The sequence below is a fragment of the Rhizobium sp. WCS2018Hpa-16 genome, from assembly GCF_031843705.1.
In the GTDB taxonomy this organism is placed as follows: Bacteria; Pseudomonadota; Alphaproteobacteria; order Rhizobiales; family Rhizobiaceae; genus Agrobacterium; species Agrobacterium tumefaciens_C.
On the sequence record NZ_JAVTIX010000011.1, the window covers coordinates 97,513 to 116,457 of the forward strand.

At 55.1% G+C, this 18,945-nt stretch carries 32 protein-coding genes and 1 pseudogene; 3 read left to right on the plus strand and 30 right to left on the minus strand.

The window, feature by feature from the left end; all coding sequences use genetic code 11:
- The first annotated feature begins 83 nt into the window (after window positions 1-83).
- Both msrP and msrQ read left to right on the plus strand, forming a co-directional pair.
- Entirely contained in the window at window positions 84-1,025 is a 942-nt protein-coding gene (gene msrP / locus RQI55_RS22520; protein WP_192066629.1) for a protein-methionine-sulfoxide reductase catalytic subunit MsrP, read from the plus strand.
- Window positions 1,026-1,027: 2 nt separating this feature from the next.
- The gene (gene msrQ / locus RQI55_RS22525) at window positions 1,028-1,687 is read left to right on the plus strand and encodes a protein-methionine-sulfoxide reductase heme-binding subunit MsrQ (RefSeq protein ID WP_243256265.1); all 660 of its coding nucleotides are present in this window, start codon (window positions 1,028-1,030) and stop codon (window positions 1,685-1,687) included.
- Here msrQ and RQI55_RS22530 read toward each other — a convergent pair.
- The gene (locus tag RQI55_RS22530; RefSeq protein ID WP_243256266.1) at window positions 1,659-2,066 is read right to left on the minus strand and encodes a DUF2809 domain-containing protein; all 408 of its coding nucleotides are present in this window, start codon (window positions 2,064-2,066) and stop codon (window positions 1,659-1,661) included. The genes msrQ and RQI55_RS22530 overlap by 29 nt on opposite strands.
- Before the next feature lie 61 nt (window positions 2,067-2,127).
- Between RQI55_RS22530 and RQI55_RS22535 the strand changes: the two genes are divergently transcribed.
- Window positions 2,128-3,000, plus strand: a complete 873-nt coding sequence (locus RQI55_RS22535) for a DUF817 domain-containing protein (protein ID WP_311273509.1) — start codon at window positions 2,128-2,130, stop codon at window positions 2,998-3,000.
- A gap of 275 nt (window positions 3,001-3,275) precedes the next feature.
- On the opposite strand, the gene rplQ is transcribed toward RQI55_RS22535, so the two are convergent.
- The 29 genes and pseudogenes from rplQ to tuf form a co-directional block, all read right to left on the minus strand.
- Entirely contained in the window at window positions 3,276-3,701 is a 426-nt protein-coding gene (rplQ, locus tag RQI55_RS22540) for a 50S ribosomal protein L17 (RefSeq protein WP_042618511.1), read from the minus strand.
- 174 nt (window positions 3,702-3,875) lie between these two features.
- Complete coding sequence (locus RQI55_RS22545) at window positions 3,876-4,886, minus strand: DNA-directed RNA polymerase subunit alpha (RefSeq protein ID WP_042618512.1); 1,011 nt, start codon at window positions 4,884-4,886, stop codon at window positions 3,876-3,878.
- A 188-nt stretch (window positions 4,887-5,074) separates the two neighbouring features.
- Window positions 5,075-5,464 carry a 30S ribosomal protein S11 gene (rpsK, locus tag RQI55_RS22550; RefSeq protein ID WP_042618513.1) on the minus strand — a complete coding sequence of 130 codons (390 nt, stop codon included), beginning with the start codon at window positions 5,462-5,464 and terminating at the stop codon, window positions 5,075-5,077.
- A 134-nt stretch (window positions 5,465-5,598) separates the two neighbouring features.
- Window positions 5,599-5,967: a 30S ribosomal protein S13 gene (gene rpsM, locus RQI55_RS22555; RefSeq protein WP_042618514.1), complete on the minus strand. Its 369-nt coding sequence runs from the start codon at window positions 5,965-5,967 to the stop codon at window positions 5,599-5,601.
- Between the two features lie 224 nt (window positions 5,968-6,191).
- The gene (locus RQI55_RS22560) at window positions 6,192-6,806 is read right to left on the minus strand and encodes an adenylate kinase (protein ID WP_042618515.1); all 615 of its coding nucleotides are present in this window, start codon (window positions 6,804-6,806) and stop codon (window positions 6,192-6,194) included.
- Window positions 6,803-8,143: a preprotein translocase subunit SecY gene (gene secY / locus RQI55_RS22565; RefSeq protein ID WP_042618516.1), complete on the minus strand. Its 1,341-nt coding sequence runs from the start codon at window positions 8,141-8,143 to the stop codon at window positions 6,803-6,805. Before secY ends, RQI55_RS22560 begins: the two co-directional genes overlap by 4 nt.
- 313 nt (window positions 8,144-8,456) lie before the next feature.
- Entirely contained in the window at window positions 8,457-8,936 is a 480-nt protein-coding gene (gene rplO, locus RQI55_RS22570; RefSeq protein ID WP_042618517.1) for a 50S ribosomal protein L15, read from the minus strand.
- 16 nt (window positions 8,937-8,952) lie between these two features.
- Window positions 8,953-9,159 carry a 50S ribosomal protein L30 gene (gene rpmD, locus RQI55_RS22575; RefSeq protein ID WP_042618518.1) on the minus strand — a complete coding sequence of 69 codons (207 nt, stop codon included), beginning with the start codon at window positions 9,157-9,159 and terminating at the stop codon, window positions 8,953-8,955.
- Window positions 9,160-9,170: 11 nt separating this feature from the next.
- Window positions 9,171-9,740, minus strand: coding sequence for a 30S ribosomal protein S5 (rpsE, locus tag RQI55_RS22580; protein ID WP_192066639.1), 570 nt, complete (start codon window positions 9,738-9,740; stop codon window positions 9,171-9,173).
- A 117-nt stretch (window positions 9,741-9,857) separates the two neighbouring features.
- Window positions 9,858-10,220, minus strand: coding sequence for a 50S ribosomal protein L18 (rplR, locus tag RQI55_RS22585; RefSeq protein WP_042618520.1), 363 nt, complete (start codon window positions 10,218-10,220; stop codon window positions 9,858-9,860).
- 12 nt (window positions 10,221-10,232) lie between these two features.
- Window positions 10,233-10,766 (minus strand): 50S ribosomal protein L6, encoded by a 534-nt coding sequence (rplF, locus tag RQI55_RS22590; RefSeq protein WP_042618521.1) that lies wholly within the window; start codon window positions 10,764-10,766, stop codon window positions 10,233-10,235.
- 42 nt (window positions 10,767-10,808) lie between these two features.
- Window positions 10,809-11,207 carry a 30S ribosomal protein S8 gene (rpsH, locus tag RQI55_RS22595; RefSeq protein WP_042618522.1) on the minus strand — a complete coding sequence of 133 codons (399 nt, stop codon included), beginning with the start codon at window positions 11,205-11,207 and terminating at the stop codon, window positions 10,809-10,811.
- Window positions 11,208-11,219: 12 nt separating this feature from the next.
- On the minus strand, window positions 11,220-11,525 hold the full coding sequence (gene rpsN, locus RQI55_RS22600; protein ID WP_042618523.1) for a 30S ribosomal protein S14: 306 nt from the start codon (window positions 11,523-11,525) through the stop codon (window positions 11,220-11,222).
- A 33-nt stretch (window positions 11,526-11,558) separates the two neighbouring features.
- Window positions 11,559-12,116 (minus strand): 50S ribosomal protein L5, encoded by a 558-nt coding sequence (rplE, locus tag RQI55_RS22605; RefSeq protein ID WP_192066641.1) that lies wholly within the window; start codon window positions 12,114-12,116, stop codon window positions 11,559-11,561.
- Window positions 12,109-12,417, minus strand: a complete 309-nt coding sequence (gene rplX / locus RQI55_RS22610) for a 50S ribosomal protein L24 (RefSeq protein WP_042618525.1) — start codon at window positions 12,415-12,417, stop codon at window positions 12,109-12,111. Before rplX ends, rplE begins: the two co-directional genes overlap by 8 nt.
- A 12-nt stretch (window positions 12,418-12,429) precedes the next feature.
- Window positions 12,430-12,798, minus strand: coding sequence for a 50S ribosomal protein L14 (gene rplN, locus RQI55_RS22615; protein WP_029620133.1), 369 nt, complete (start codon window positions 12,796-12,798; stop codon window positions 12,430-12,432).
- 232 nt (window positions 12,799-13,030) lie between these two features.
- A complete protein-coding gene (gene rpsQ, locus RQI55_RS22620; RefSeq protein ID WP_042618526.1) occupies window positions 13,031-13,267 on the minus strand; it encodes a 30S ribosomal protein S17 in 237 nt (78 codons plus the stop codon).
- Between the two features lie 12 nt (window positions 13,268-13,279).
- Entirely contained in the window at window positions 13,280-13,480 is a 201-nt protein-coding gene (gene rpmC / locus RQI55_RS22625; protein ID WP_042618527.1) for a 50S ribosomal protein L29, read from the minus strand.
- A 12-nt stretch (window positions 13,481-13,492) separates the two neighbouring features.
- Window positions 13,493-13,906 carry a 50S ribosomal protein L16 gene (rplP, locus tag RQI55_RS22630; RefSeq protein WP_042618528.1) on the minus strand — a complete coding sequence of 138 codons (414 nt, stop codon included), beginning with the start codon at window positions 13,904-13,906 and terminating at the stop codon, window positions 13,493-13,495.
- Window positions 13,907-13,944: 38 nt separating this feature from the next.
- Window positions 13,945-14,676: a 30S ribosomal protein S3 gene (gene rpsC, locus RQI55_RS22635; RefSeq protein ID WP_042618529.1), complete on the minus strand. Its 732-nt coding sequence runs from the start codon at window positions 14,674-14,676 to the stop codon at window positions 13,945-13,947.
- The gene (gene rplV, locus RQI55_RS22640; protein ID WP_037172087.1) at window positions 14,676-15,065 is read right to left on the minus strand and encodes a 50S ribosomal protein L22; all 390 of its coding nucleotides are present in this window, start codon (window positions 15,063-15,065) and stop codon (window positions 14,676-14,678) included. The genes rpsC and rplV overlap by 1 nt, the downstream gene beginning before the upstream one ends.
- 2 nt (window positions 15,066-15,067) lie before the next feature.
- The gene (gene rpsS, locus RQI55_RS22645; protein ID WP_003507772.1) at window positions 15,068-15,346 is read right to left on the minus strand and encodes a 30S ribosomal protein S19; all 279 of its coding nucleotides are present in this window, start codon (window positions 15,344-15,346) and stop codon (window positions 15,068-15,070) included.
- Between the two features lie 15 nt (window positions 15,347-15,361).
- Window positions 15,362-16,198 carry a 50S ribosomal protein L2 gene (rplB, locus tag RQI55_RS22650; protein WP_042618530.1) on the minus strand — a complete coding sequence of 279 codons (837 nt, stop codon included), beginning with the start codon at window positions 16,196-16,198 and terminating at the stop codon, window positions 15,362-15,364.
- A gap of 45 nt (window positions 16,199-16,243) precedes the next feature.
- Window positions 16,244-16,537 carry a 50S ribosomal protein L23 gene (locus RQI55_RS22655; RefSeq protein WP_042618531.1) on the minus strand — a complete coding sequence of 98 codons (294 nt, stop codon included), beginning with the start codon at window positions 16,535-16,537 and terminating at the stop codon, window positions 16,244-16,246.
- A complete protein-coding gene (gene rplD / locus RQI55_RS22660; RefSeq protein WP_042618532.1) occupies window positions 16,534-17,154 on the minus strand; it encodes a 50S ribosomal protein L4 in 621 nt (206 codons plus the stop codon). Before rplD ends, RQI55_RS22655 begins: the two co-directional genes overlap by 4 nt.
- A gap of 12 nt (window positions 17,155-17,166) precedes the next feature.
- Window positions 17,167-17,808, minus strand: a complete 642-nt coding sequence (gene rplC, locus RQI55_RS22665) for a 50S ribosomal protein L3 (protein WP_045230777.1) — start codon at window positions 17,806-17,808, stop codon at window positions 17,167-17,169.
- A 170-nt stretch (window positions 17,809-17,978) separates the two neighbouring features.
- On the minus strand, window positions 17,979-18,287 hold the full coding sequence (rpsJ, locus tag RQI55_RS22670) for a 30S ribosomal protein S10 (RefSeq protein WP_003507767.1): 309 nt from the start codon (window positions 18,285-18,287) through the stop codon (window positions 17,979-17,981).
- A 79-nt stretch (window positions 18,288-18,366) separates the two neighbouring features.
- The gene (locus RQI55_RS22675; protein WP_243256268.1) at window positions 18,367-18,582 is read right to left on the minus strand and encodes a hypothetical protein; all 216 of its coding nucleotides are present in this window, start codon (window positions 18,580-18,582) and stop codon (window positions 18,367-18,369) included.
- 64 nt (window positions 18,583-18,646) lie between these two features.
- Window positions 18,647-18,945, minus strand: a pseudogene (gene tuf / locus RQI55_RS22680) (elongation factor Tu); the annotation flags it as partial.

An 18,945-nucleotide genomic window follows, 5' to 3' on the forward strand; every position in this document is an offset into this window, starting at 1 on the left:
TCGTAATATGAAACATATCTAACGAGGCCAACTCCTGGGTATTGGATAGCAATACCGTTGATTGGCTTTTTCAGGAGGTTTTCATGCCCGCCTACCGCCCGCCCCGCATTTCATCTTCAGAAATCACGCCGCGCGATATCTATCTTTCCAGACGAAACTTCCTCGGAACGGCGGCAGGTTTGGCGACAGTTGGGCTGACGGCACAGGGCGCAATGGCTGCGCCACTTTCTGCCAAGCCCGGCCCCTACAAGCTGGATGATAAACTGACACCGCTCGATGCCGTTACCAGCTATAACAACTTTTACGAATTCGGGACGGGCAAGGCGGACCCGAAAGAAAATGCCGGCAGCTTCAAGCCCACGCCATGGACCGTGAAGGTTGATGGTCTTGTTGGCAAGCCGCAGGAGTTCGGCATTGAGGAGCTGCTAAAAAACCCGCTTGAGGAGCGCACCTACCGCATGCGCTGCGTCGAGGGATGGTCGATGGTCATTCCGTGGATCGGTTTTCCGCTCTCCACCATTCTCGACAAGGTCGAGCCGTTGGGCAGCGCCAAATTCGTAAAATTTGAAACCGTGTTACGCCCGGAAGAAATGCCGGGTCAGAGCGGTCTGTTCCAGCCGCTGGATTGGCCATACGTCGAAGGTCTGCGTCTGGATGAGGCCCGTCACCCGCTGACAATTCTGGCTGTTGGTCTCTATGGAGAAACCTTGCCCAACCAGAATGGCGCGCCGATTCGCCTCGTCGTTCCATGGAAATATGGCTTCAAGGGAATCAAGTCCATCGTCCGTATTTCGCTGGTAGAAAAGCAGCCTGAGACGACGTGGAAGAACTCCAATGCCCGGGAATACGGCTTCTATTCCAACGTCAATCCACAAGTGGACCATCCGCGCTGGAGTCAGGCAACAGAGCAGCGCATCGGCGAAGGCGGCTTCTTCAGCACCCAACGCCGCCCAACTTTGATGTTCAACGGCTATGACGAGGTTGCCAGCCTCTACAGCGATCTTGATCTCAAGGCGAATTACTGATCATGGCATTGGCGCTTTCGCTTCCATCTTTGCCCAAGCGGTACCAAACAGCGGCCATTTGGGCGCTGTATGGCTTGGGTCTCTGTCCCGGCATCTGGTACTTTTACCTCGCAGCAACCGGCGGGCTGGGCTTCAACCCCGTCAAGGAATTCGAGCACCTTCTTGGAACTTGGGCACTACGTTTCCTCTGCATCGGCCTTGTCATCACGCCGTTGCGCGATCTCTTCAACATCAATCTAATCGCCTACCGGCGTGCACTGGGCCTCATCGCATTTTACTACGTGCTCGCCCATTTCGCGGTCTACATCGTTCTCGACCGCGGACTGGTCTTCAGTTCCATCCTGTCGGATGTACTCAAGCGGCCCTACATTATGTTCGGCATGGCAGCGCTGGTCATGCTCATTCCGCTGGCGCTGACGTCCAACCGTTGGTCGATCCGCAAACTCGGCTCGCGATGGAACACGCTCCACAAGCTCTCATACCTCGTCTTGATCGGTGCAGTGCTCCACTTCGTGTTGGCACGCAAATCGCTGACGCTGGAGCCCGTATTCTATCTGTCGGTGATGTTCATCCTGCTGGGGTACCGTTCCATCCGACCCGCGATCATGGCGCGAAAACGAGCCCGTAAAGCGGCTATGTCTCCGAGAGCCGCGACGCGATAAATACGGCCGAGCCGATACCAGCCAGATAGCAGGCAATATTCCACAACGAGAAAACCCGCCCGAGCAGCAACGCACCCGCCGTTGTTGCCCGAAACTCATCCAGCGCAGGAAAATGTATGAGGCGTATAAGCTCCACCACAACGGCAACACTGCACGCTACGAAAATCGCAGTGCGCCGGTTCCGACAAGGCAGCAAGCTGGCGACCAGCAGGAAGACCATCGATCCCCACAGGATCGAGCCACCGTACTTCACGACAACAAACGGCAGGCCAACGTCGTAGCCAAAATGCCGCAATACCAGCCCTGCAAGAATCACTCCGCATGTCGCGGCCAGAAGGCACGCGCGACGGTTAAATAGGCGGTGTCGATATTCTATCATGATGTTGCTTTAATCTGGATTGCTATAGATATGCAATCTAGCCGCGCAAGAGGACATCGGATTGAGTACTGAAAACACATACCCACCAAGCCGTCTTTCCTCACTCGATGCGCTTCTCTGCGATGCCAAACCCTGGGGTGAATTGACGGGAATAAAGCGATTCATCGTCGAATTTCTGTACTTCGGAGTGAAGGAAGCGCGTGCCTGCATGTTCGCAGGTCTGTTCTTCATTTCAATTTTCCTCGTGCCGCGCGAAGGTGTTTTAGGGCTACCCCGTTACGACGTCCTACTCGTTATCGCACTCGCCATACAGTTCTTCATGATCTGGAGCAAACTGGAAACGATGGATGAAGCCAAGGCGATCCTCATGTTCCACGCCGTCGGCTTCGCTCTTGAGGTCTTCAAAACCTCTGGCAGCATCCAATCATGGTCCTATCCAGATTTCGCATATACCAAAGTGCTGGGCGTACCGCTGTTTTCCGGATTCATGTATGCCGCTGTCGGCAGCTACGTCATACAGGCGTGGCGCTTGCTGGACGTCCGCATCCGGCACCATCCACCCTACTGGATGGCTACCCTGATTGGCATAGCTATCTACCTCAACTTTTTCACTCACCACTATATTGGCGATTACCGCTGGTACATCGCGGCTTGCGCCATAGGCCTTTACGCCCGCGCGACGGTCATATACCGCCCCTATGACCGGGATCGCAAAATGCCGCTGTTGCTATCCTTCATTCTCATTGGCTTTTTCGTATGGCTGGCCGAAAACATCTCCACCTTCTTCGGCATATGGAAATATCCAAATCAGTTGGGAGCATGGTCCGTGGTCCACATCGGCAAATGGAGCTCCTGGTCTCTCCTTGTGATAATGACCTTCTCTATCGTGTCTCACCTCAAGCACATCAAGAGCCGGATCTCGGTGCCTGACTGATGGGGCAACTCAAGTGAAAATTGCCGCTGCGCAGAACGTCGTGAGCAAGGATATCGCCGAAAACCGACGGACTATTAGAGATTCGACATTTCACTGAGCAAGGCTCGTTCATGGCGAAGGCAAGCGAGGTGTGGCGAGATTCCCAGGAGAACGCAAAGCTAGAACTGATAGGGCTGATGTGGAATTTTCAAATACAGTGCTCGAACGGAAAAATACAAAAAGCCGGATGATCGCTCACCCGGCTTTTTGTTGTCTGCGCTTAAAAGCGCCGAACCTTATGCAGCTTCTGCAGCAGCGTTCTCAGCAGCAACGCGAGCCTTGTCGGCTGCGCCCTTGGCATCAACGTCACGCTCTACGAACTCGACAACAGCCATGGCAGCGTTGTCGCCCTGACGATAGCCAGCCTTCATGATGCGCAGGTAGCCGCCGTTACGGGTTGCGTAACGCTCAGCGATGGCATCGAACAGCTTGCGAACTGCGTCCTGATCCTTGATCTGGGATACGGCCTGACGACGAGCGTGCAAATCGCCGCGCTTGCCGAGAGTTACGAGCTTTTCTACGATTGGGCGAATTTCCTTCGCCTTTGGCAGAGTTGTGACGATCTGCTCATGCGTGATGAGCGAAGCAGCCATGTTGGCAAACATTGCCTTGCGGTGGCTGGCGGTTCTATTGAGCTTGCGGCCTGAATTTCCGTGGCGCATTGCTATTCTCCTTTAATGCAGGTTCCCTATCCGGGCCTGCCGTTTCCTGGCACATGCAGGCGACGGGCCTGCTGTTTGACGGGGAAAGGCAGTCTGTAACGGGTCTGCCTTCTTATCTGGTTTATTGTTGATCAGCCTGCGAGGGGAAGTCGCTAGCGCGACACCCCAAGCCGCTTAGTACTGGTCTTCGTAACGCTTAGCGAGATCTTCGATGTTCTCTGGTGGCCATGCTGGCACTTCCATGCCGAGATGCAGACCCATGGAAGCAAGAACTTCCTTGATTTCGTTCAGCGACTTGCGGCCAAAGTTCGGAGTGCGAAGCATTTCGGCTTCGGTCTTCTGAATGAGGTCGCCGATATAAACAATGTTGTCGTTCTTCAGGCAGTTCGCAGAACGAACAGACAGTTCCAACTCGTCGACCTTCTTGAGAAGCGCAGGGTTGAATGCCAGTTCAGTCACCGACTCTTCTTCAGCTTCCTTCTGCGGCTCGTCGAAGTTGACGAAGACGCCGAGCTGGTCCTGAAGGATGCGAGCGGCAAAGGCAACGGCGTCTTCGCCGGTTACTGAGCCGTTGGTCTCGATCGTCATGATCAACTTGTCATAGTCCAGAACCTGACCTTCACGGGTGTTTTCCACCTTGTAGGACACTTTCTTGACCGGAGAATAAAGGCTGTCGACCGGAATAAGACCGATTGGAGCATCTTCCGCACGGTTACGTTCAGCCGGTACATAGCCCTTGCCGTTGTTGACAGTGAATTCCATGCGGATTTCAGCGCCATCATCGAGCGTGCAGATCACGTGGTCCGGATTGAGGATCTCGATATCGCCAACGGTCTGGATATCACCAGCTGTTACCGAACCTGGACCCTGCTTACGCACGACCATACGCTTGGAATCATCACCATCCATCTTGATGGCGATTTCCTTGATGTTGAGAACGATATCGGTCACATCTTCCCGAACGCCGGGAATTGACGAGAATTCGTGCAGAACACCATCAATCTGCACCGCAGTCACAGCAGCACCACGCAGAGACGACAAGAGCACGCGACGAAGCGCGTTACCGAGCGTCAAACCAAAACCGCGCTCAAGCGGCTCTGCAACCAGCGTCACTTTCGTGCGGCTGGAAGACGTGAACTCGACCTTGTTCGGCTTGATCAGTTCCTGCCAATTCTTTTGAATCATCTTTAAACCTTCCGTTCGCCGCCACCATTCAATCGTGGCGGACCGAGCATGATCACCGAGAGGAACCAAAGGTTCATCGGAGGGTTCTTAAAGCGTAAGGAAGGCCGGGTTACCGGCAGGCCACACGCCACATACGCGAAAATTCCGCCAGCCCGAAGGCAAGGCGGAATTCTCAGGATACGGTCGCGTCAAACGCGGCGCTTCTTGCGCGGACGGCAACCGTTATGCGGGATTGGCGTAACATCACGAATAGAAGTGATCATGAAACCAGCAGCCTGCAAAGCGCGAAGCGCAGATTCGCGACCGGAACCCGGACCGCAAACTTCAACTTCCAGCGTCTTCATGCCGTGTTCCTGTGCCTTCTTGGCAGCATCTTCAGCAGCGATCTGAGCAGCAAACGGCGTCGACTTACGCGAACCCTTGAAGCCCTTTGCACCAGCAGACGACCAGGCAATTGCGTTGCCCTGTGCGTCGGTGATGGTGATCATCGTGTTGTTGAAGGTCGAGTTGACGTGCGCTACGCCCGTCGTGATGTTCTTACGTTCGCGACGTTTAACGCGAGTGGCTTCCTTGGCCATGGTCTACCTTTCTTGGATCTCTGCACCGCCGTAACACCAGCGGCTACACCGGCGAAAACCTCTTACGAAGCTCCCGCCAAACTCAGAAAGGCTGGTGCGGCTTGCACCAGCCCTCCACTCCGAACAATCGGAAATTACTTCTTCTTACCTGCAATCGCCTTCGCTGGACCCTTGCGAGTACGAGCGTTGGTGTGCGTGCGCTGACCGCGGACCGGAAGGCCGCGACGGTGACGCAGACCACGGTAGCAACCGAGGTCCATAAGGCGCTTGATGTTCATCGATGTTTCACGACGAAGATCGCCCTCAACGCGATAATCGCGGTCGATTGCTTCACGGATCTGCAGAACTTCTGCGTCCGTCAGCTGATGAACGCGCTTCTCAGCCGGAATACCGACTTTTTCAACGATTTCCTGCGCGAATTTCGTGCCAATCCCGTGAATATAGGTCAAGGCGATAACAACGCGCTTAGCCGTCGGGATGTTGACGCCAGCGATACGTGCCACGTCTATTCTCCTTGCGTTCCAGTTGCCGTCCGGCAAGTGGTGCTTTCATTTGAGCGGCTCTCGTAGCCGCCAGTTCAAAATTCGTGTTCGTCACAAGTCAAAACGACCGAACCCGGACTTTCCTTCCCTTAAGGAAAATCCGCGCCAGTCGCTTGGGATGTCGCGAGTTGGCGCGGTGTTTAACGGAATCAGTTCAAAAAAGCAACCGGCCCCGCCAAGATTCTTTACAGATGAGCAACAGTAGCCTGTGTAGACCCATCTTTTTGCAGCACAGCTTCGATAGCAGCCGAAACAGAGTCGAGATCAGCCATGCCATCGAGCACCACCAGCTCGCCCTGCTCCTCATAGTAATGAGAGAGCGGCGCTGTCTTTTCGCGGTACTCGGAAAGACGCTTGCGGAACGACTCGGGATTGTCATCCGAGCGAACTACGCCGCCAGCCGCGATAGTCTCGGCAACACGGTTTTCGATCCGGCGAACAAGCGCGTCCTCGTCTACCCTCAGCTCGATAACAGCATCGAGCTGAATGTTCTTCTGGCGCATATTATCCGCGAGTGTCTTCGCCTGCGGAACAGTGCGAGGGTAACCGTCGAGAATGAAACCCTTGGCACAGTCGGGCTGCTCTATCCGTTCAGACACGATCTGATTGACGATATCGTCCGATACAAGACCACCGGCATCCATCACTTCCTTCGCGCGCCGCCCGATCTCCGAGCCGTCATTGACGGCTGCACGGAGCATGTCGCCTGTCGATAGCTGCGGTATGGCATATTTGTCGGTCAGGCGCTTAGCCTGTGTCCCTTTGCCAGCTCCCGGCGGTCCCAAAAATATCAGTCTCATCGTCCCCTCTTTCCTCCACGCAGTTTCGATTTCTTGATCAGCCCCTCATATTGCTGGGCGATCAGGTGACCCTGAATCTGTGCCACGGTATCAAGAGTTACACTGACTACGATCAAAAGCGAAGTGCCACCAAGGGCTAATGGTATGCCCGTACGCGCAATCAGCGTTTCTGGCAGGATACACACGAAGACGAGGTAGATAGCGCCCAGCACGGTGATGCGCGTCAAAACGTAATCGATGTATTCCGCCGTGCGATCGCCCGGACGAATGCCTGGAATGAACCCGCCATGCTTCTTCAGATTATCCGCGGTATCCTTCGGATTGAAAACGATTGCCGTATAGAAGAAGGCAAAGAACGCGATCAGAAGACCATAGAAGAGCATGAACAAAGGCTGGCCATGCTGAAGCGAGGCAATGATCGTCGTCGCCCATGGTGGCAGATTCGTGCTGTTGGTGAAGCCTGCGGCTGTTGCAGGCAAGAGCAATAGCGAAGAAGCAAAAATTGCAGGAATAACGCCGGCCGTGTTGAGCTTCAACGGCAGGTGCGATGTGTCGCCCTGGAACATCCGGTTGCCGACCTGCCGCTTCGGATACTGGATCAGAAGACGACGCTGTGCGCGTTCTACGAAAACGATCAGCGCGATAACGCCAATTGCGACCAGAACAACGGCCAGAATCAAAGGCGTCGAAAGAGCGCCGGTACGACCAAGTTCCAATGTGCCAGCGAGAGCCTTAGGAAGGCCAGCTGCGATGCCTGCGAAAATGATCAACGAAATGCCGTTGCCAATACCACGCGACGTGATCTGCTCACCGAGCCACATCAGGAACATCGTGCCACCGAGCAGCGTGATAACGGTTGAGATACGGAAGAACACGCCTGGATCGACAACCAGCCCTGCCCCGCTCTCAAGACCAACGGCAATGCCATAGGCCTGAAGCGTACCAAGCAGCACCGTGCCGTAACGCGTGTACTGATTGATGATCTTGCGGCCAGCCTCGCCTTCCTTTTTCAAGGCTTCGAGCGAAGGCACGACAGACGTCATCAATTGCACGATAATCGATGCGGAAATGTAAGGCATGATGCCGAGCGCGAAGATCGCCATGCGCTCTACAGCGCCGCCCGCAAACATGTTGAAGAGACCGAGAATACCGTTCGCCTGGCCCTGAAACGCCTGCGCGTAGGCTTCCGGGTTCAAACCAGGAAGCGGGATATGAGTCCCGAGACGATAAACGAGAAGTGCGGCAAGGGTGAACCAGAGTCGTTTTTTCAGATCTTCAGCTTTCGCGAAGGTCGAAAAATTCAGGTTCGAGGCCAGTTGTTCCGCTGCTGAAGCCATAAATTTCTCCGCATGACCCTTGTCCAGCGGCACGGAAACCGGCAATTCCGGAAAAGGTCTTAAAAGATACTGGTGCAAAAACCGGGCTCTGGACGGATAACAGCTCTCAAGCCGAAATCATGCCTCACCCTTGTTTTCGTTAGTTCGTCCGAAGCTCCTGCGAGCAACCTGGAACTGTGAGGCTCTCCCCGCGTCGCATAGGCGCCGCCTGAGAGTTTCCGCGCAAACTTTAAATCGATTAAGAATCAAAGCAGTGTGCGACTATGGGTGCGAACGCCCGGAGTGAAACACACCGGGCGTTCAAAGTCTTATATTACTCTGCAGCTTCCGCTGCAACAACCAGAAGCTTGATAGAGCTGCCGGCCTTTTCGATCTTTTCAACAGCAGACTTGGACGCGCCTGCGACTTCGATGGAAACCTTCGAGGTCAATTCGCCGTCAGCAAGAATGCGAACGCCATCCTTCAGACGACGGATCACGCCAGCAGCCTTGAGAGCTGCAGCATCAATCGTTGCGTTGGCATCGAGCTTGCCTGCGTCGATAGCAGTCTGGATCCGGCCAACGGAAACTTCAGCATATTCGGAAGCGAAGATGTTGTTGAAACCGCGCTTAGGCAAACGACGGTAGATTGGCATCTGACCGCCTTCGAAACCGTTGACTGCAACGCCCGAACGAGCCTTCTGACCCTTAACGCCGCGACCACCGGTCTTGCCCTTGCCAGAACCGATACCGCGACCTACGCGGATGCGATCCTTGGTGGAACCTTCGTTGTCTTTAATTTCATTGAGTTTCATGATGACTTCCTCCGTCTCACTTCTCGTCTACGACGCGAACGAGATGCTGGACAGCACGGATCATGCCGCGAACAGATGGGGTATCTTCCAGTGTGCGCTGACGGTGCATCTTGTTGAGACCCAGACCGATCAGCGTCTGACGCTGAACTGCAGGGCGGCGATTTGGGCTTGCGATCTGTTCAACAGTAACAGTCGTCTTGGCTTCAGTAGTAGTCTTGGCCATGATACTGCTCCTTATTCTTCAGACGCGTTGCCGGAAGCGGCGCGGCGAGACTGAAGGGTCGCATACTTAAGACCGCGCTGTGCAGCAACGTCCTTAGGATGAACCTGGTGCTTCAAAGCGTCGAAAGTTGCGCGAACCATGTTGTATGGGTTCGAAGAACCAGTCGACTTGGCGACAACGTCGTGCACGCCGAGCGTTTCGAAAACAGCGCGCATTGGACCACCGGCGATGATACCAGTACCAGCCTTTGCAGAGCGAAGGAGAACCTTGCCAGCGCCGTGACGACCGTTAACATCGTGGTGCAACGTGCGGCCATCGCGCAGAGGAACGAAAATCAGATCGCGCTTTGCGCTTTCTGTTGCCTTGCGGATTGCTTCTGGAACTTCACGAGCCTTGCCGTGACCAAAACCAACACGGCCCTTCTGGTCACCAACAACGACGAGCGCGGCAAAACCGAAACGACGGCCGCCCTTAACAACTTTGGCAACGCGGTTGATAGCAACCAGCTTGTCAACAAATTCGCTATCGCGCTCTTCGCGGTTCTGGCGGTCGTCGCGAGAACCTCTTTTTTCTTGTGCCATTGTCCTTTTCCTTTTTCTTTTGCGGGTGGAACGGCAAACAATAATGGACCACCGGCTTCATTGCTGAAGTCCATGTGATCCGGTGAAATCCGCCCGGACATGCCGGGCGGAAAAGTCTTAGAAGTTCAGACCGCCTTCGCGGGCAGCTTCAGCCAAAGCCTTGATGCGGCCGTGGTAGATGAAGGCGCCGCGGTCGAATACGACATCCTTGATACCAGCCTTGCTGGCACGTTCAGCAACGAGCTTGCCAATTGCGGCGGCCGCTGCAACATCCGCACCCGTCTTCAAAGACGAGCGCAGATCAGCCTCGAGTGTGGAGGCAGACGCAAGCGTCTTACCAGCAACATCATCGATGACCTGAACGTAGATGTTCTTCGACGAGCGATGAACCGACAGGCGCGGGCGACCGTTGGCAACCGCCTTGATCTGGCGGCGCACACGGCTCGCGCGACGTGCAAGTGCTTCTTTCCTGCTAGCCATTTCGCGTGATCCTTACTTCTTCTTGCCTTCTTTGCGGATGATCCGTTCTTCAGCGTACTTGACGCCTTTGCCCTTGTAGGGCTCGGGACCACGGTATTCGCGGATTTCCGCGGCAACCTGACCGACCTGCTGCTTGTTAATGCCGGAAACGATGATTTCCGTAGGCTTCGGAACGGCAATCGTAATGCCGACCGGAGGCTCGTAAACTACATCGTGAGAGAAACCGAGAGCCAGCTGCAGGTTCTTGCCCTGCAGAGACGCACGATAACCGACGCCGTTGATTTCGAGCTTGCGCTCGTAGCCATCCTTGACACCCTTGAAGATGTTCTCGACCATCGTGCGGGACATGCCCCACTTCGAACGAGCTTCCTTGGAGTTGTTGGCTGGCTGTACCGAAACAGCGTTATCTTCCAGCTTGAGCTGAATTTCGTCATTTGCGACGAAGAACAGTTCGCCCTTAGGACCCTTGGCAGTAATCTTCTGGCCGTCGACATTGGCCGTCACACCTGCAGGAACCTGAACGGGCTTTTTACCGATACGAGACATATTTCTATCCTGTCTGTCCGTTAAGGAGATCCTTGCCCAGTCTTAGAAGACGGAGCAAAGAACCTCACCACCAACGTTCTGTTCGCGAGCCTGGTGATCAGCCATCACACCCTTCGGAGTCGAAAGGATAGTGATGCCGAGGCCATTCGCAACCTGCGGGATGGACTTGACCGAGACATAAACCCGGCGGCCCGGCTTGGACACGCGGCCGATCTCACGGATCACCGACGCGCCTTCGTAGTACTTCAGTTCGATCGTGAGCTCGGACTTGCCGTTCTCAAAATCAACCTTGGAATAACCGCGAATGTAGCCTTCAGCCTGAAGCACGTCGAGAACGCGCGCACGCAGGCTGGATGCTGGTGTGTTGACCGAAGACTTGCGACGGGCTGCACCATTGCGGATTCGGGTAAGCATATCACCCAAAGGATCAGTCATTGTCATGTGCCCGTCTCCTTACCAGCTCGACTTGACAATACCCGGCACCTTGCCGGAATTGCCCAACTCGCGAAGCGCAATACGCGACATCCCAAGTTTACGATAGAACGCGCGCGGACGGCCCGTTACTTCGCAGCGGTTGCGGATACGCGTCTTCGAGCCATCACGTGGCAGCGAAGCGAGCTTGAGAGTTGCCTGGAACCGCTCTTCAATCGGAAGGGACTGGTTCATGACAATTGCCTTCAGAGCGGCACGCTTGCCAGCCTGAGAGGCGACCGTCTTGCGGCGGCGCTTGTTCTTTTCAACTGCGCTTGTTTTCGCCATATCGGAGTTCCTTTTCTACGCTCGTCGTTACGGTTACTGACGGAACGGGAAGTTGAACTCTGTCAAAAGAGCCCGTGCTTCGTCGTCCGAAGTCGCCGTCGTGCAAACGATGATGTCCATGCCCCACATCTGATCAACCTTATCGTAGTTGATCTCTGGGAACACAATGTGCTCCTTGATGCCCATGGCGAAGTTGCCACGGCCGTCAAAGCTCTTGGGGTTCAGACCCCGGAAGTCGCGAACGCGTGGAAGCGCGATGTTGACCAGACGATCTAGGAATTCATACATGCGCGCGCCGCGAAGAGTAACCTTCGCACCGATTGGCATGTGTTCGCGGACCTTGAAGCCAGCGATCGAATTGCGAGCCTTGGTAATAACAGGCTTCTGACCGGCAATAGCAGCCAGATCGGCAGCGGCAACTGTTGGCTTCTTGGAGTCAGCGGTTGCTTCACCCACGCCCATGTTGATGACGATCTTGTCCAAACGGGGGATCATCATAACGTTTGAGTAGGAGAACTTCTCCTGCATCGCGCCGCGAATACGGGATACGTATTCTGCCTTAAGGCGCGGCTCGTACTTGGACTCAGCCATCGATCACTTCTCCCGAACGCTTGGCAACACGGACTTTCTTGCCGTCCACAACCGAGAAACCAACGCGAGTTGGCTTGCCATCCTTATCGGCGATGGCGAGGTTGGAAATGTGCAAGGAAGCTTCCTTGTTGATGATGCCGCCTTCCTGGCCCTGGGTCTGGCGCTGGTGACGTTTCACCATGTTTACGCCACTCACGAAAGCCCGGTCTTCCTTCGGCAAGACCTGTGTTACTTCGCCGGTACGGCCCTTGTCCTTACCGGTCAATACGACAACCTTGTCGCCTTTACGAATTTTCTGCATCGCTATCGCTCCTTACAGTACTTCTGGAGCCAGCGAGATGATCTTCATGTGGTTCTTAGCGCGAAGTTCGCGTGGAACCGGTCCGAAGATACGGGTGCCGATCGGCTCTTTCTTGTTATCGATAAGAACAGCTGCGTTGTTATCGAAACGGATGACGCTGCCGTCTGCGCGACGAATGTCCTTGGCTGTACGAACGACAACCGCCTTCATCACATCGCCCTTCTTGACGCGGCCGCGCGGAATGGCTTCCTTGATAGAAACGACGATAACGTCGCCAACGGAAGCATACTTGCGCTTCGAGCCGCCCAGCACCTTGATGCACATGACACGACGTGCGCCGGAATTATCCGCCACGTCGAGGTTTGTTTGCATCTGAATCATGTCAGGTCGCCTTCTTGTTGTGACCGGACCGGTTGGGCAATTTCATCGAAACAGCCCCCTGTTCCAGCTTATGAATATCTCTGTTTTCGCGCGGAATAATCGTGACAGGGTGGTTTCCTAACGGACCTTCCGTGCGCATCAAAGCAAAAGAACGCCCGTGAACGAGCGTTCTTGTGCTGCTTCATACAGACTTTCGCGCATATAGCAAGTGCCACGCGACATTCTGTCGAAATTATGCCTGGGCGGAAATGACCGTCCAGCGCTTATCCTTGGAAATCGGTGCGCATTCCTCAATGGAAACGACATCGCCGATCTTGTACTGGTTGTTTTCGTCGTGCGCCTTGTACTTCTTCGAACGACGAACGGTCTTCTGAAGCAGCGGGTGAGCGAATCGGCGCTCAACACGGACTACAACAGTCTTCTCGTTCTTGTCGGACACAACGACGCCCTGCAGAATGCGTTTAGGCATATTATTCTTCCTTTAGGCCTTGGCTTCTGCCGCCTTCTGGCGGGCAATGGTTTTCACGCGGGCGATGTCCTTGCGGACTTCGTCGATGCGCGAGGACTTTTCCAGCTGGCCGGTTGCCTTCTGAAAGCGCAGGTTAAACTGCTCTTTCTTCAGGTCGGCTAGCTTGTCCTTGAGCTGATCGGCGCTGAGGCCGCGAACGTCTTCGGCTTTCATGGTGCCTGCTCCTTACTCTGCGATGCGCTGAACGAAGCGCGTCTTAACCGAGAGCTTGGCAGCGCCGAGACGAAGCGCCTCGCGGGCGATCTCCTCGGAAACACCGTCGATCTCGAACATCATACGACCGGGCTTGACCTTGCATGCCCAGTATTCAACAGAACCCTTGCCCTTACCCATACGAACTTCGGTCGGCTTCGCCGTAACCGGAGTGTCTGGGAATACGCGGATCCACACACGACCAGCGCGCTTCATGTAACGCGTGATCGCGCGGCGGGCCGCCTCGATCTCGCGAGCGTTCACGCGGTTCGGTTCCTGCGACTTCAAGCCGAATTCACCGAATGCCAGGTCAAAGCCGCCCTTGGCCACACCTTTAATGCGACCCTTAAACTGCTTACGGTACTTAGTACGCTTTGGCTGCAACATTTTCTAACTTCTCCGAGCTTATCTTTCGCCAGCGTCAATCAAGCGTTTTCGCGGCGACGGTCGCCACGATCGCCACGCTCACGGCTTGCCGGACCCTGCGCATCGCCTTCGAGCCCACGACGCTCGGAAGCCATTGGATCGTGCTCAAGGATTTCGCCCTTGAAGATCCAAACCTTGATGCCGCAGATGCCGAATGCCGTTGTGGCTTCTGCCACACCGTAATCGATGTCCGCACGCAGCGTGTGCAAAGGAACGCGACCTTCGCGGTACCATTCGGTACGAGCGATTTCAGCGCCGCCAAGACGACCACCGCAAGTGATCTTGATGCCTTCGGCACCAAGACGCAGTGCGGACTGAACAGCGCGCTTCATGGCGCGGCGGAAAGCCACGCGACGCTCGAGCTGCTGAGCGATCGACTGCGCAACGAGCGTTGCGTCGATTTCTGGCTTACGCACTTCAACAATGTTGAGGTGCGTTTCAGAAGCAGTCATCTCAGAGATCTTCTTGCGAAGCTTCTCGATGTCTGCACCCTTCTTGCCGATGATCAGACCCGGACGAGCCGAGTGAATGGTCACGCGGCACTTCTTGTGCGGACGCTCGATGACAACCTTGGCGATACCAGCCTGCTTCAATTCCTTGATCAGGTAAGCACGGATCTTGAGGTCTTCGTGCAGAAGCTTGCTGTACTCAGCAGTGTCTGCATACCAGCGGCTATCCCAAGTGCGGTTGATACCGAGGCGGAAGCCGATTGGATTGATTTTCTGACCCATTATGCGGCCTCCCCTTTTTCTTCCACTTCACGAACAACAATCGTCAAGTGAGAGAACGGCTTTTCAATGCGCGATGCACGACCACGGCCACGAGCGTGGAAACGCTTCATGGTGATGGACTTGCCAACATAGGCCTCGGCGACGACGAGAGCGTCGACGTCGAGATCATGGTTGTTTTCCGCATTGGCAATTGCAGATTCGAGCGTCTTCTTGACGGTCGAAGCAATGCGCTTGCGGGAGAATTCGAGCTCGGCGAGAGCGCGATCAACCTTTTTGCCACGGATAAGAGCGGCAACCAGGTTCAGTTTCTGGGGGCTGACGCGAAGCGTGCGGGCAATGGCCTGAGCCTCATTGTCCTTCAGCCGGCGTTCGGTCTTAGCCTTCGCCATGATTACTTCCTCTTTGCCTTCTTGTCCGCACCATGACCGTAATAGGTCCGGGTCGGAGAGAATTCACCGAACTTGTGTCCGACCATGTCTTCGTTGACCGAGACGGGCACATGCTTGCTGCCATTGTAGACGCCGAATGTCAGACCGACGAACTGCGGCAAGATCGTGGAGCGACGGCTCCAGATCTTGATCACTTCGTTGCGTCCGCTTTCGCGTACCTTCTCAGCCTTAGTGAGAAGATAGCCGTCAACAAACGGACCTTTCCATACTGAACGAGCCATTTGAGAGTTCCTCTCTTACTTCTTGCGCTGATGGCGCGAACGCATGATGAACTTATCGGTCGACTTGTTGGAGCGAGTGCGCTTGCCCTTTGTGGGTTTACCCCACGGAGTCACCGGATGGCGACCACCAGACGTACGACCTTCACCACCACCATGAGGGTGATCGACAGGGTTCATCACGACACCGCGAACGTGAGGCTTCTTGCCGCGCCAGCGTGAACGACCGGCTTTGCCGTCGTTGATGTTGCCATGATCGGCATTCGAGACAGCGCCGATGGATGCAAGGCAAGTGCCGTGCACGAGACGCTGCTCACCGGAGTTCAAGCGGAGGATCGCCATCCCTGCATCGCGACCAACGAGCTGGACATACGTACCGGCGGAACGAGCGATTTGACCGCCCTTGCCTGGCTTCATCTCGACGTTGTGGATGATCGATCCGACTGGAATGTACTGAAGAGGCATAGTGTTGCCTGGCTTCACGTCCACTGCCTTTTCGGAGGCGATCACCTTGTCACCGGCAGCAAGACGCTGTGGCGCGAGAATGTAAGCCTGTTGGCCGTCCGTGTATGTCACGAGCGCGATGAATGCGGTGCGGTTAGGGTCATATTCCAGACGCTCGACCGTACCTTCAACGTCGAACTTGCGACGCTTGAAGTCTACCAGACGGTAGGTCCGCTTGTGACCGCCGCCCTGAAAACGAACGGTGATCCGGCCCTGATTGTTACGGCCACCCTTCGAGCTGAGGCCCTCTGTAAGAGCCTTTACCGGCTTGCCCTTGTAGAGCGAAGAACGGTCCACGATAACCAGCTGACGCTGGCTAGGCGTGGTCGGATTGAAACTTTTCAATGCCATTTTATTTGTTCCCTTTTGGGTCTTTGCCCGCTTGGGCCTAACCTTTTAGAGTCCGGTGGACACGTCGATGGATTGACCTTCGGCGAGCGTGATGATGGCTTTTTTGACATCCTTACGCTTACCGGCGAATCCACGGAAACGACGAGTCTTACCCTTGCGGATAAGCGTGTTCACTGCCGTGACCTTGACTCCGAAGAGTGCTTCAACTGCTGCCTTGATTTCAGGCTTAGAAGCATCTTTGGCGACGTTGAATACGACCTGGTTCTGTTCAGAGACCAGCGTCGACTTTTCCGTGATCGAAGGAGATACGATCACATCGTAGTGGCGAAGATCCGTCATTTGAACCGCTCCTCAAGGGCTTCAACTGCAGCCTTGGACAGCACGAGCTTGCCGCGGCGCAGAATGTCGTAAACATTGATGCCCTGAATCGGCAGAACGTCCACGTTAGGGATGTTCTGAGCTGCGAGCTTGAAGTTGCCATCAAGTTCTGCGCCACCGATAACGAGAGCGTTTGTAAGGCCAAGCGTAGCAAAGTGGCCAAGAAGACCCTTTGTCTTTGCATCGGACGCAACGAGCTGATCGACGATGATCAGTTCTTCGGACTTCAGCTTTGCAGACAAAGCGTGACGCAGTGCAAGCGCACGAACCTTCTTTGGAAGGTCATGAGCGTGGCTACGAACGACTGGGCCGTGGGCCTTGCCGCCGCCGCGGAACTGCGGTGCGCGAGCCGAATGGTGACGAGCGCGGCCCGTACCCTTCTGCTTGTACATCTTGGCACCCGTGCGGGAAACTTCTGCGCGGGTCTTGGTCTTGTGGGTTCCCTGCTGCTTCTTAGCAAGCTGGTAACGAACCATGCGGGCCAGGATATCCTGGCGTGGGTCGAGGCCGAAAATTTCGTCCGACAGGGATACCGTGCCGGCGTCTTTTCCCTCGAGGGTTTTGACGTTCAATTCCATGATGAGGCTCCCTTACTTCGCTGCCGACTTAACGGCGTCGCGGACGATGATCCAGGAACCCTTGGAACCGGGAACGGCGCCCTTAACGAGGATCAAACCGCGACCCTCATCGGTCGAAACCACTTCCAGATTCTGGGTGGTAACGCGTGTGCTGCCCATGTGACCAGCCATGCGCTTGCCCTTCCAGACCTTGCCTGGATCCTGGTTCGAACCAGTAGAACCGTGAGCACGGTGAGAAACGGAGTTACCGTGAGAAGCGCGACCACCACCGAAGTTGTGACGCTTCATGGAACCCGCGAAGCCCTTACCGATTGTCGTGCCGGTAACGTCTACCAGCTGGCCTGCCTGGAAATGATCTGCGGTCAGTGTTGCACCGACGTCGATGAGGTTCTCGGGAGATACCCGAAACTCAACGAGCTTTGCCTTCGGCTCGACGCTGGCAGCGGCGAAGTGACCGCGGAGTGCCTTTGTCGTATTCTTGACCTTGGACTGGCCTGCACCGAGCTGAACTGCGGTGTAGCCATTCTTGTCTTCTGTGCGTTGGGAAACAACTTGTACGTTGTCCAAACGCAGTACCGTTACTGGGATATGCTCGCCGGCGTCGTTATAGACCCGGGTCATACCCACTTTCTGTGCAATCACACCTGAACGCATTGGTTCAATCCTCTTGCGAGCCTTGAAGGGAGAACCCTCTGTGGCCTTTGTTAAGGAGTTCCCTTCGACATCTCACGACGTTTCCGGTCTCCGGATTGGAAGACGTTGGATTGCTCCACGTACCTTCCTTGTTATATCGGCCCTTACTTTCGCAAGGTCAGGCCGAGGTCTTAGAGCTTGATTTCGACGTCAACGCCAGCAGCCAGGTCGAGCTTCATCAAAGCATCAACGGTCTGTGGTGTCGGGTCTACGATATCGAGAAGGCGCTTGTGCGTCCGCATTTCGAACTGCTCACGGCTCTTCTTGTCAACGTGAGGAGAGCGGTTGACGGTAAACTTTTCGATGCGGGTAGGAAGTGGAACCGGGCCGCGAACGCTTGCGCCGGTGCGCTTGGCGGTCGACACGATTTCACGGGTGGAGGCATCGAGGATCCGGTGATCAAACGCCTTGAGGCGGATACGGATATTCTGGCCGTTCATACGTCTTGTCCTTGTTCTTTGTCTTTGGATTTCCGCACGCGGAAATACATGAACCTGTTGATCGTGGCGCCGCAGATTTTCAAAAATCAAGAGGGATGCAAATTGGCACCCCAATCATTTCGGTAGTCTGTAATTCTGAAATCACCAGGCTCCGCAATTCAGCGCGAATCCAACTGGTGAGTGTGAGTGCGCATTTACGCGCTTTCACGGGAATTTTCAAGCCATAAAAATGCAACGCCATGACGCTTTTTATAAAACGTCCGATGGCGGTGCTTTTAACACCGCCATCGTCCACTATTGCGTCGCCGGATAATGCTCCGACGTCATCGCTCGGGTGTGTAACACACCCCAAGCATTATTTATTCGACGATCGACGCAACGATGCCAGCGCCGACGGTACGGCCGCCTTCGCGAATAGCGAAGCGCAGCTTTTCTTCCATCGCGATTGGAACAATCAGTTCGACTTCAACAGTAACGTTGTCGCCTGGCATAACCATTTCCGTGCCTTCTGGAAGCGAAACGATACCGGTCACATCAGTTGTACGGAAGTAGAACTGTGGACGGTAGTTCGTGAAGAACGGTGTATGACGACCACCTTCTTCTTTCGTCAGGATGTAGGCTTCAGCCATGAACTTCTTGTGCGGCTTAACAGAGCCTG

What these genes read in the sequence shown, in the direction of transcription:
- rpsN (WP_042618523.1), bottom strand. Translation starts at nt 11,525, where the DNA reads ATGGCGAAAACAAGCGCAGTTGAAAAGAACAAGCGCCGCCGCAAGACG.
- rplV (WP_037172087.1), bottom strand. Translation starts at nt 15,065, where the DNA reads ATGGCGAAGGCTAAGACCGAACGCCGGCTGAAGGACAATGAGGCTCAG.
- rpsC (WP_042618529.1), bottom strand. Translation starts at nt 14,676, where the DNA reads ATGGGTCAGAAAATCAATCCAATCGGCTTCCGCCTCGGTATCAACCGC.
- rplX (WP_042618525.1), bottom strand. Translation starts at nt 12,417, where the DNA reads ATGCAGAAAATTCGTAAAGGCGACAAGGTTGTCGTATTGACCGGTAAG.
- rplR (WP_042618520.1), bottom strand. Translation starts at nt 10,220, where the DNA reads ATGGCTAGCAGGAAAGAAGCACTTGCACGTCGCGCGAGCCGTGTGCGC.
- rpsH (WP_042618522.1), bottom strand. Translation starts at nt 11,207, where the DNA reads ATGACAATGACTGATCCTTTGGGTGATATGCTTACCCGAATCCGCAAT.
- rplO (WP_042618517.1), bottom strand. Translation starts at nt 8,936, where the DNA reads ATGAAACTCAATGAAATTAAAGACAACGAAGGTTCCACCAAGGATCGC.
- rplN (WP_029620133.1), bottom strand. Translation starts at nt 12,798, where the DNA reads ATGATTCAGATGCAAACAAACCTCGACGTGGCGGATAATTCCGGCGCA.
- rplF (WP_042618521.1), bottom strand. Translation starts at nt 10,766, where the DNA reads ATGTCTCGTATCGGTAAAAAGCCCGTTCAGGTTCCTGCAGGTGTGACG.
- rpsQ (WP_042618526.1), bottom strand. Translation starts at nt 13,267, where the DNA reads ATGCCTAAACGCATTCTGCAGGGCGTCGTTGTGTCCGACAAGAACGAG.
- RQI55_RS22545 (WP_042618512.1), bottom strand. Translation starts at nt 4,886, where the DNA reads ATGATTCAAAAGAATTGGCAGGAACTGATCAAGCCGAACAAGGTCGAG.
- rpmC (WP_042618527.1), bottom strand. Translation starts at nt 13,480, where the DNA reads ATGAAAGCCGAAGACGTTCGCGGCCTCAGCGCCGATCAGCTCAAGGAC.
- rpmD (WP_042618518.1), bottom strand. Translation starts at nt 9,159, where the DNA reads ATGGCCAAGACTACTACTGAAGCCAAGACGACTGTTACTGTTGAACAG.
- rpsK (WP_042618513.1), bottom strand. Translation starts at nt 5,464, where the DNA reads ATGGCCAAGGAAGCCACTCGCGTTAAACGTCGCGAACGTAAGAACATC.
- rplB (WP_042618530.1), bottom strand. Translation starts at nt 16,198, where the DNA reads ATGGCATTGAAAAGTTTCAATCCGACCACGCCTAGCCAGCGTCAGCTG.
- RQI55_RS22530 (WP_243256266.1), bottom strand. Translation starts at nt 2,066, where the DNA reads ATGATAGAATATCGACACCGCCTATTTAACCGTCGCGCGTGCCTTCTG.
- rplP (WP_042618528.1), bottom strand. Translation starts at nt 13,906, where the DNA reads ATGTTGCAGCCAAAGCGTACTAAGTACCGTAAGCAGTTTAAGGGTCGC.
- rplE (WP_192066641.1), bottom strand. Translation starts at nt 12,116, where the DNA reads ATGGCTGAGTCCAAGTACGAGCCGCGCCTTAAGGCAGAATACGTATCC.
- msrP (WP_192066629.1), top strand. Translation starts at nt 84, where the DNA reads ATGCCCGCCTACCGCCCGCCCCGCATTTCATCTTCAGAAATCACGCCG.
- msrQ (WP_243256265.1), top strand. Translation starts at nt 1,028, where the DNA reads ATGGCATTGGCGCTTTCGCTTCCATCTTTGCCCAAGCGGTACCAAACA.
- rpsJ (WP_003507767.1), bottom strand. Translation starts at nt 18,287, where the DNA reads ATGAACGGCCAGAATATCCGTATCCGCCTCAAGGCGTTTGATCACCGG.
- rplC (WP_045230777.1), bottom strand. Translation starts at nt 17,808, where the DNA reads ATGCGTTCAGGTGTGATTGCACAGAAAGTGGGTATGACCCGGGTCTAT.
- RQI55_RS22560 (WP_042618515.1), bottom strand. Translation starts at nt 6,806, where the DNA reads ATGAGACTGATATTTTTGGGACCGCCGGGAGCTGGCAAAGGGACACAG.
- rplD (WP_042618532.1), bottom strand. Translation starts at nt 17,154, where the DNA reads ATGGAATTGAACGTCAAAACCCTCGAGGGAAAAGACGCCGGCACGGTA.
- rpsE (WP_192066639.1), bottom strand. Translation starts at nt 9,740, where the DNA reads ATGGCACAAGAAAAAAGAGGTTCTCGCGACGACCGCCAGAACCGCGAA.
- secY (WP_042618516.1), bottom strand. Translation starts at nt 8,143, where the DNA reads ATGGCTTCAGCAGCGGAACAACTGGCCTCGAACCTGAATTTTTCGACC.
- rplQ (WP_042618511.1), bottom strand. Translation starts at nt 3,701, where the DNA reads ATGCGCCACGGAAATTCAGGCCGCAAGCTCAATAGAACCGCCAGCCAC.
- rpsS (WP_003507772.1), bottom strand. Translation starts at nt 15,346, where the DNA reads ATGGCTCGTTCAGTATGGAAAGGTCCGTTTGTTGACGGCTATCTTCTC.
- RQI55_RS22655 (WP_042618531.1), bottom strand. Translation starts at nt 16,537, where the DNA reads ATGACGGATCTTCGCCACTACGATGTGATCGTATCTCCTTCGATCACG.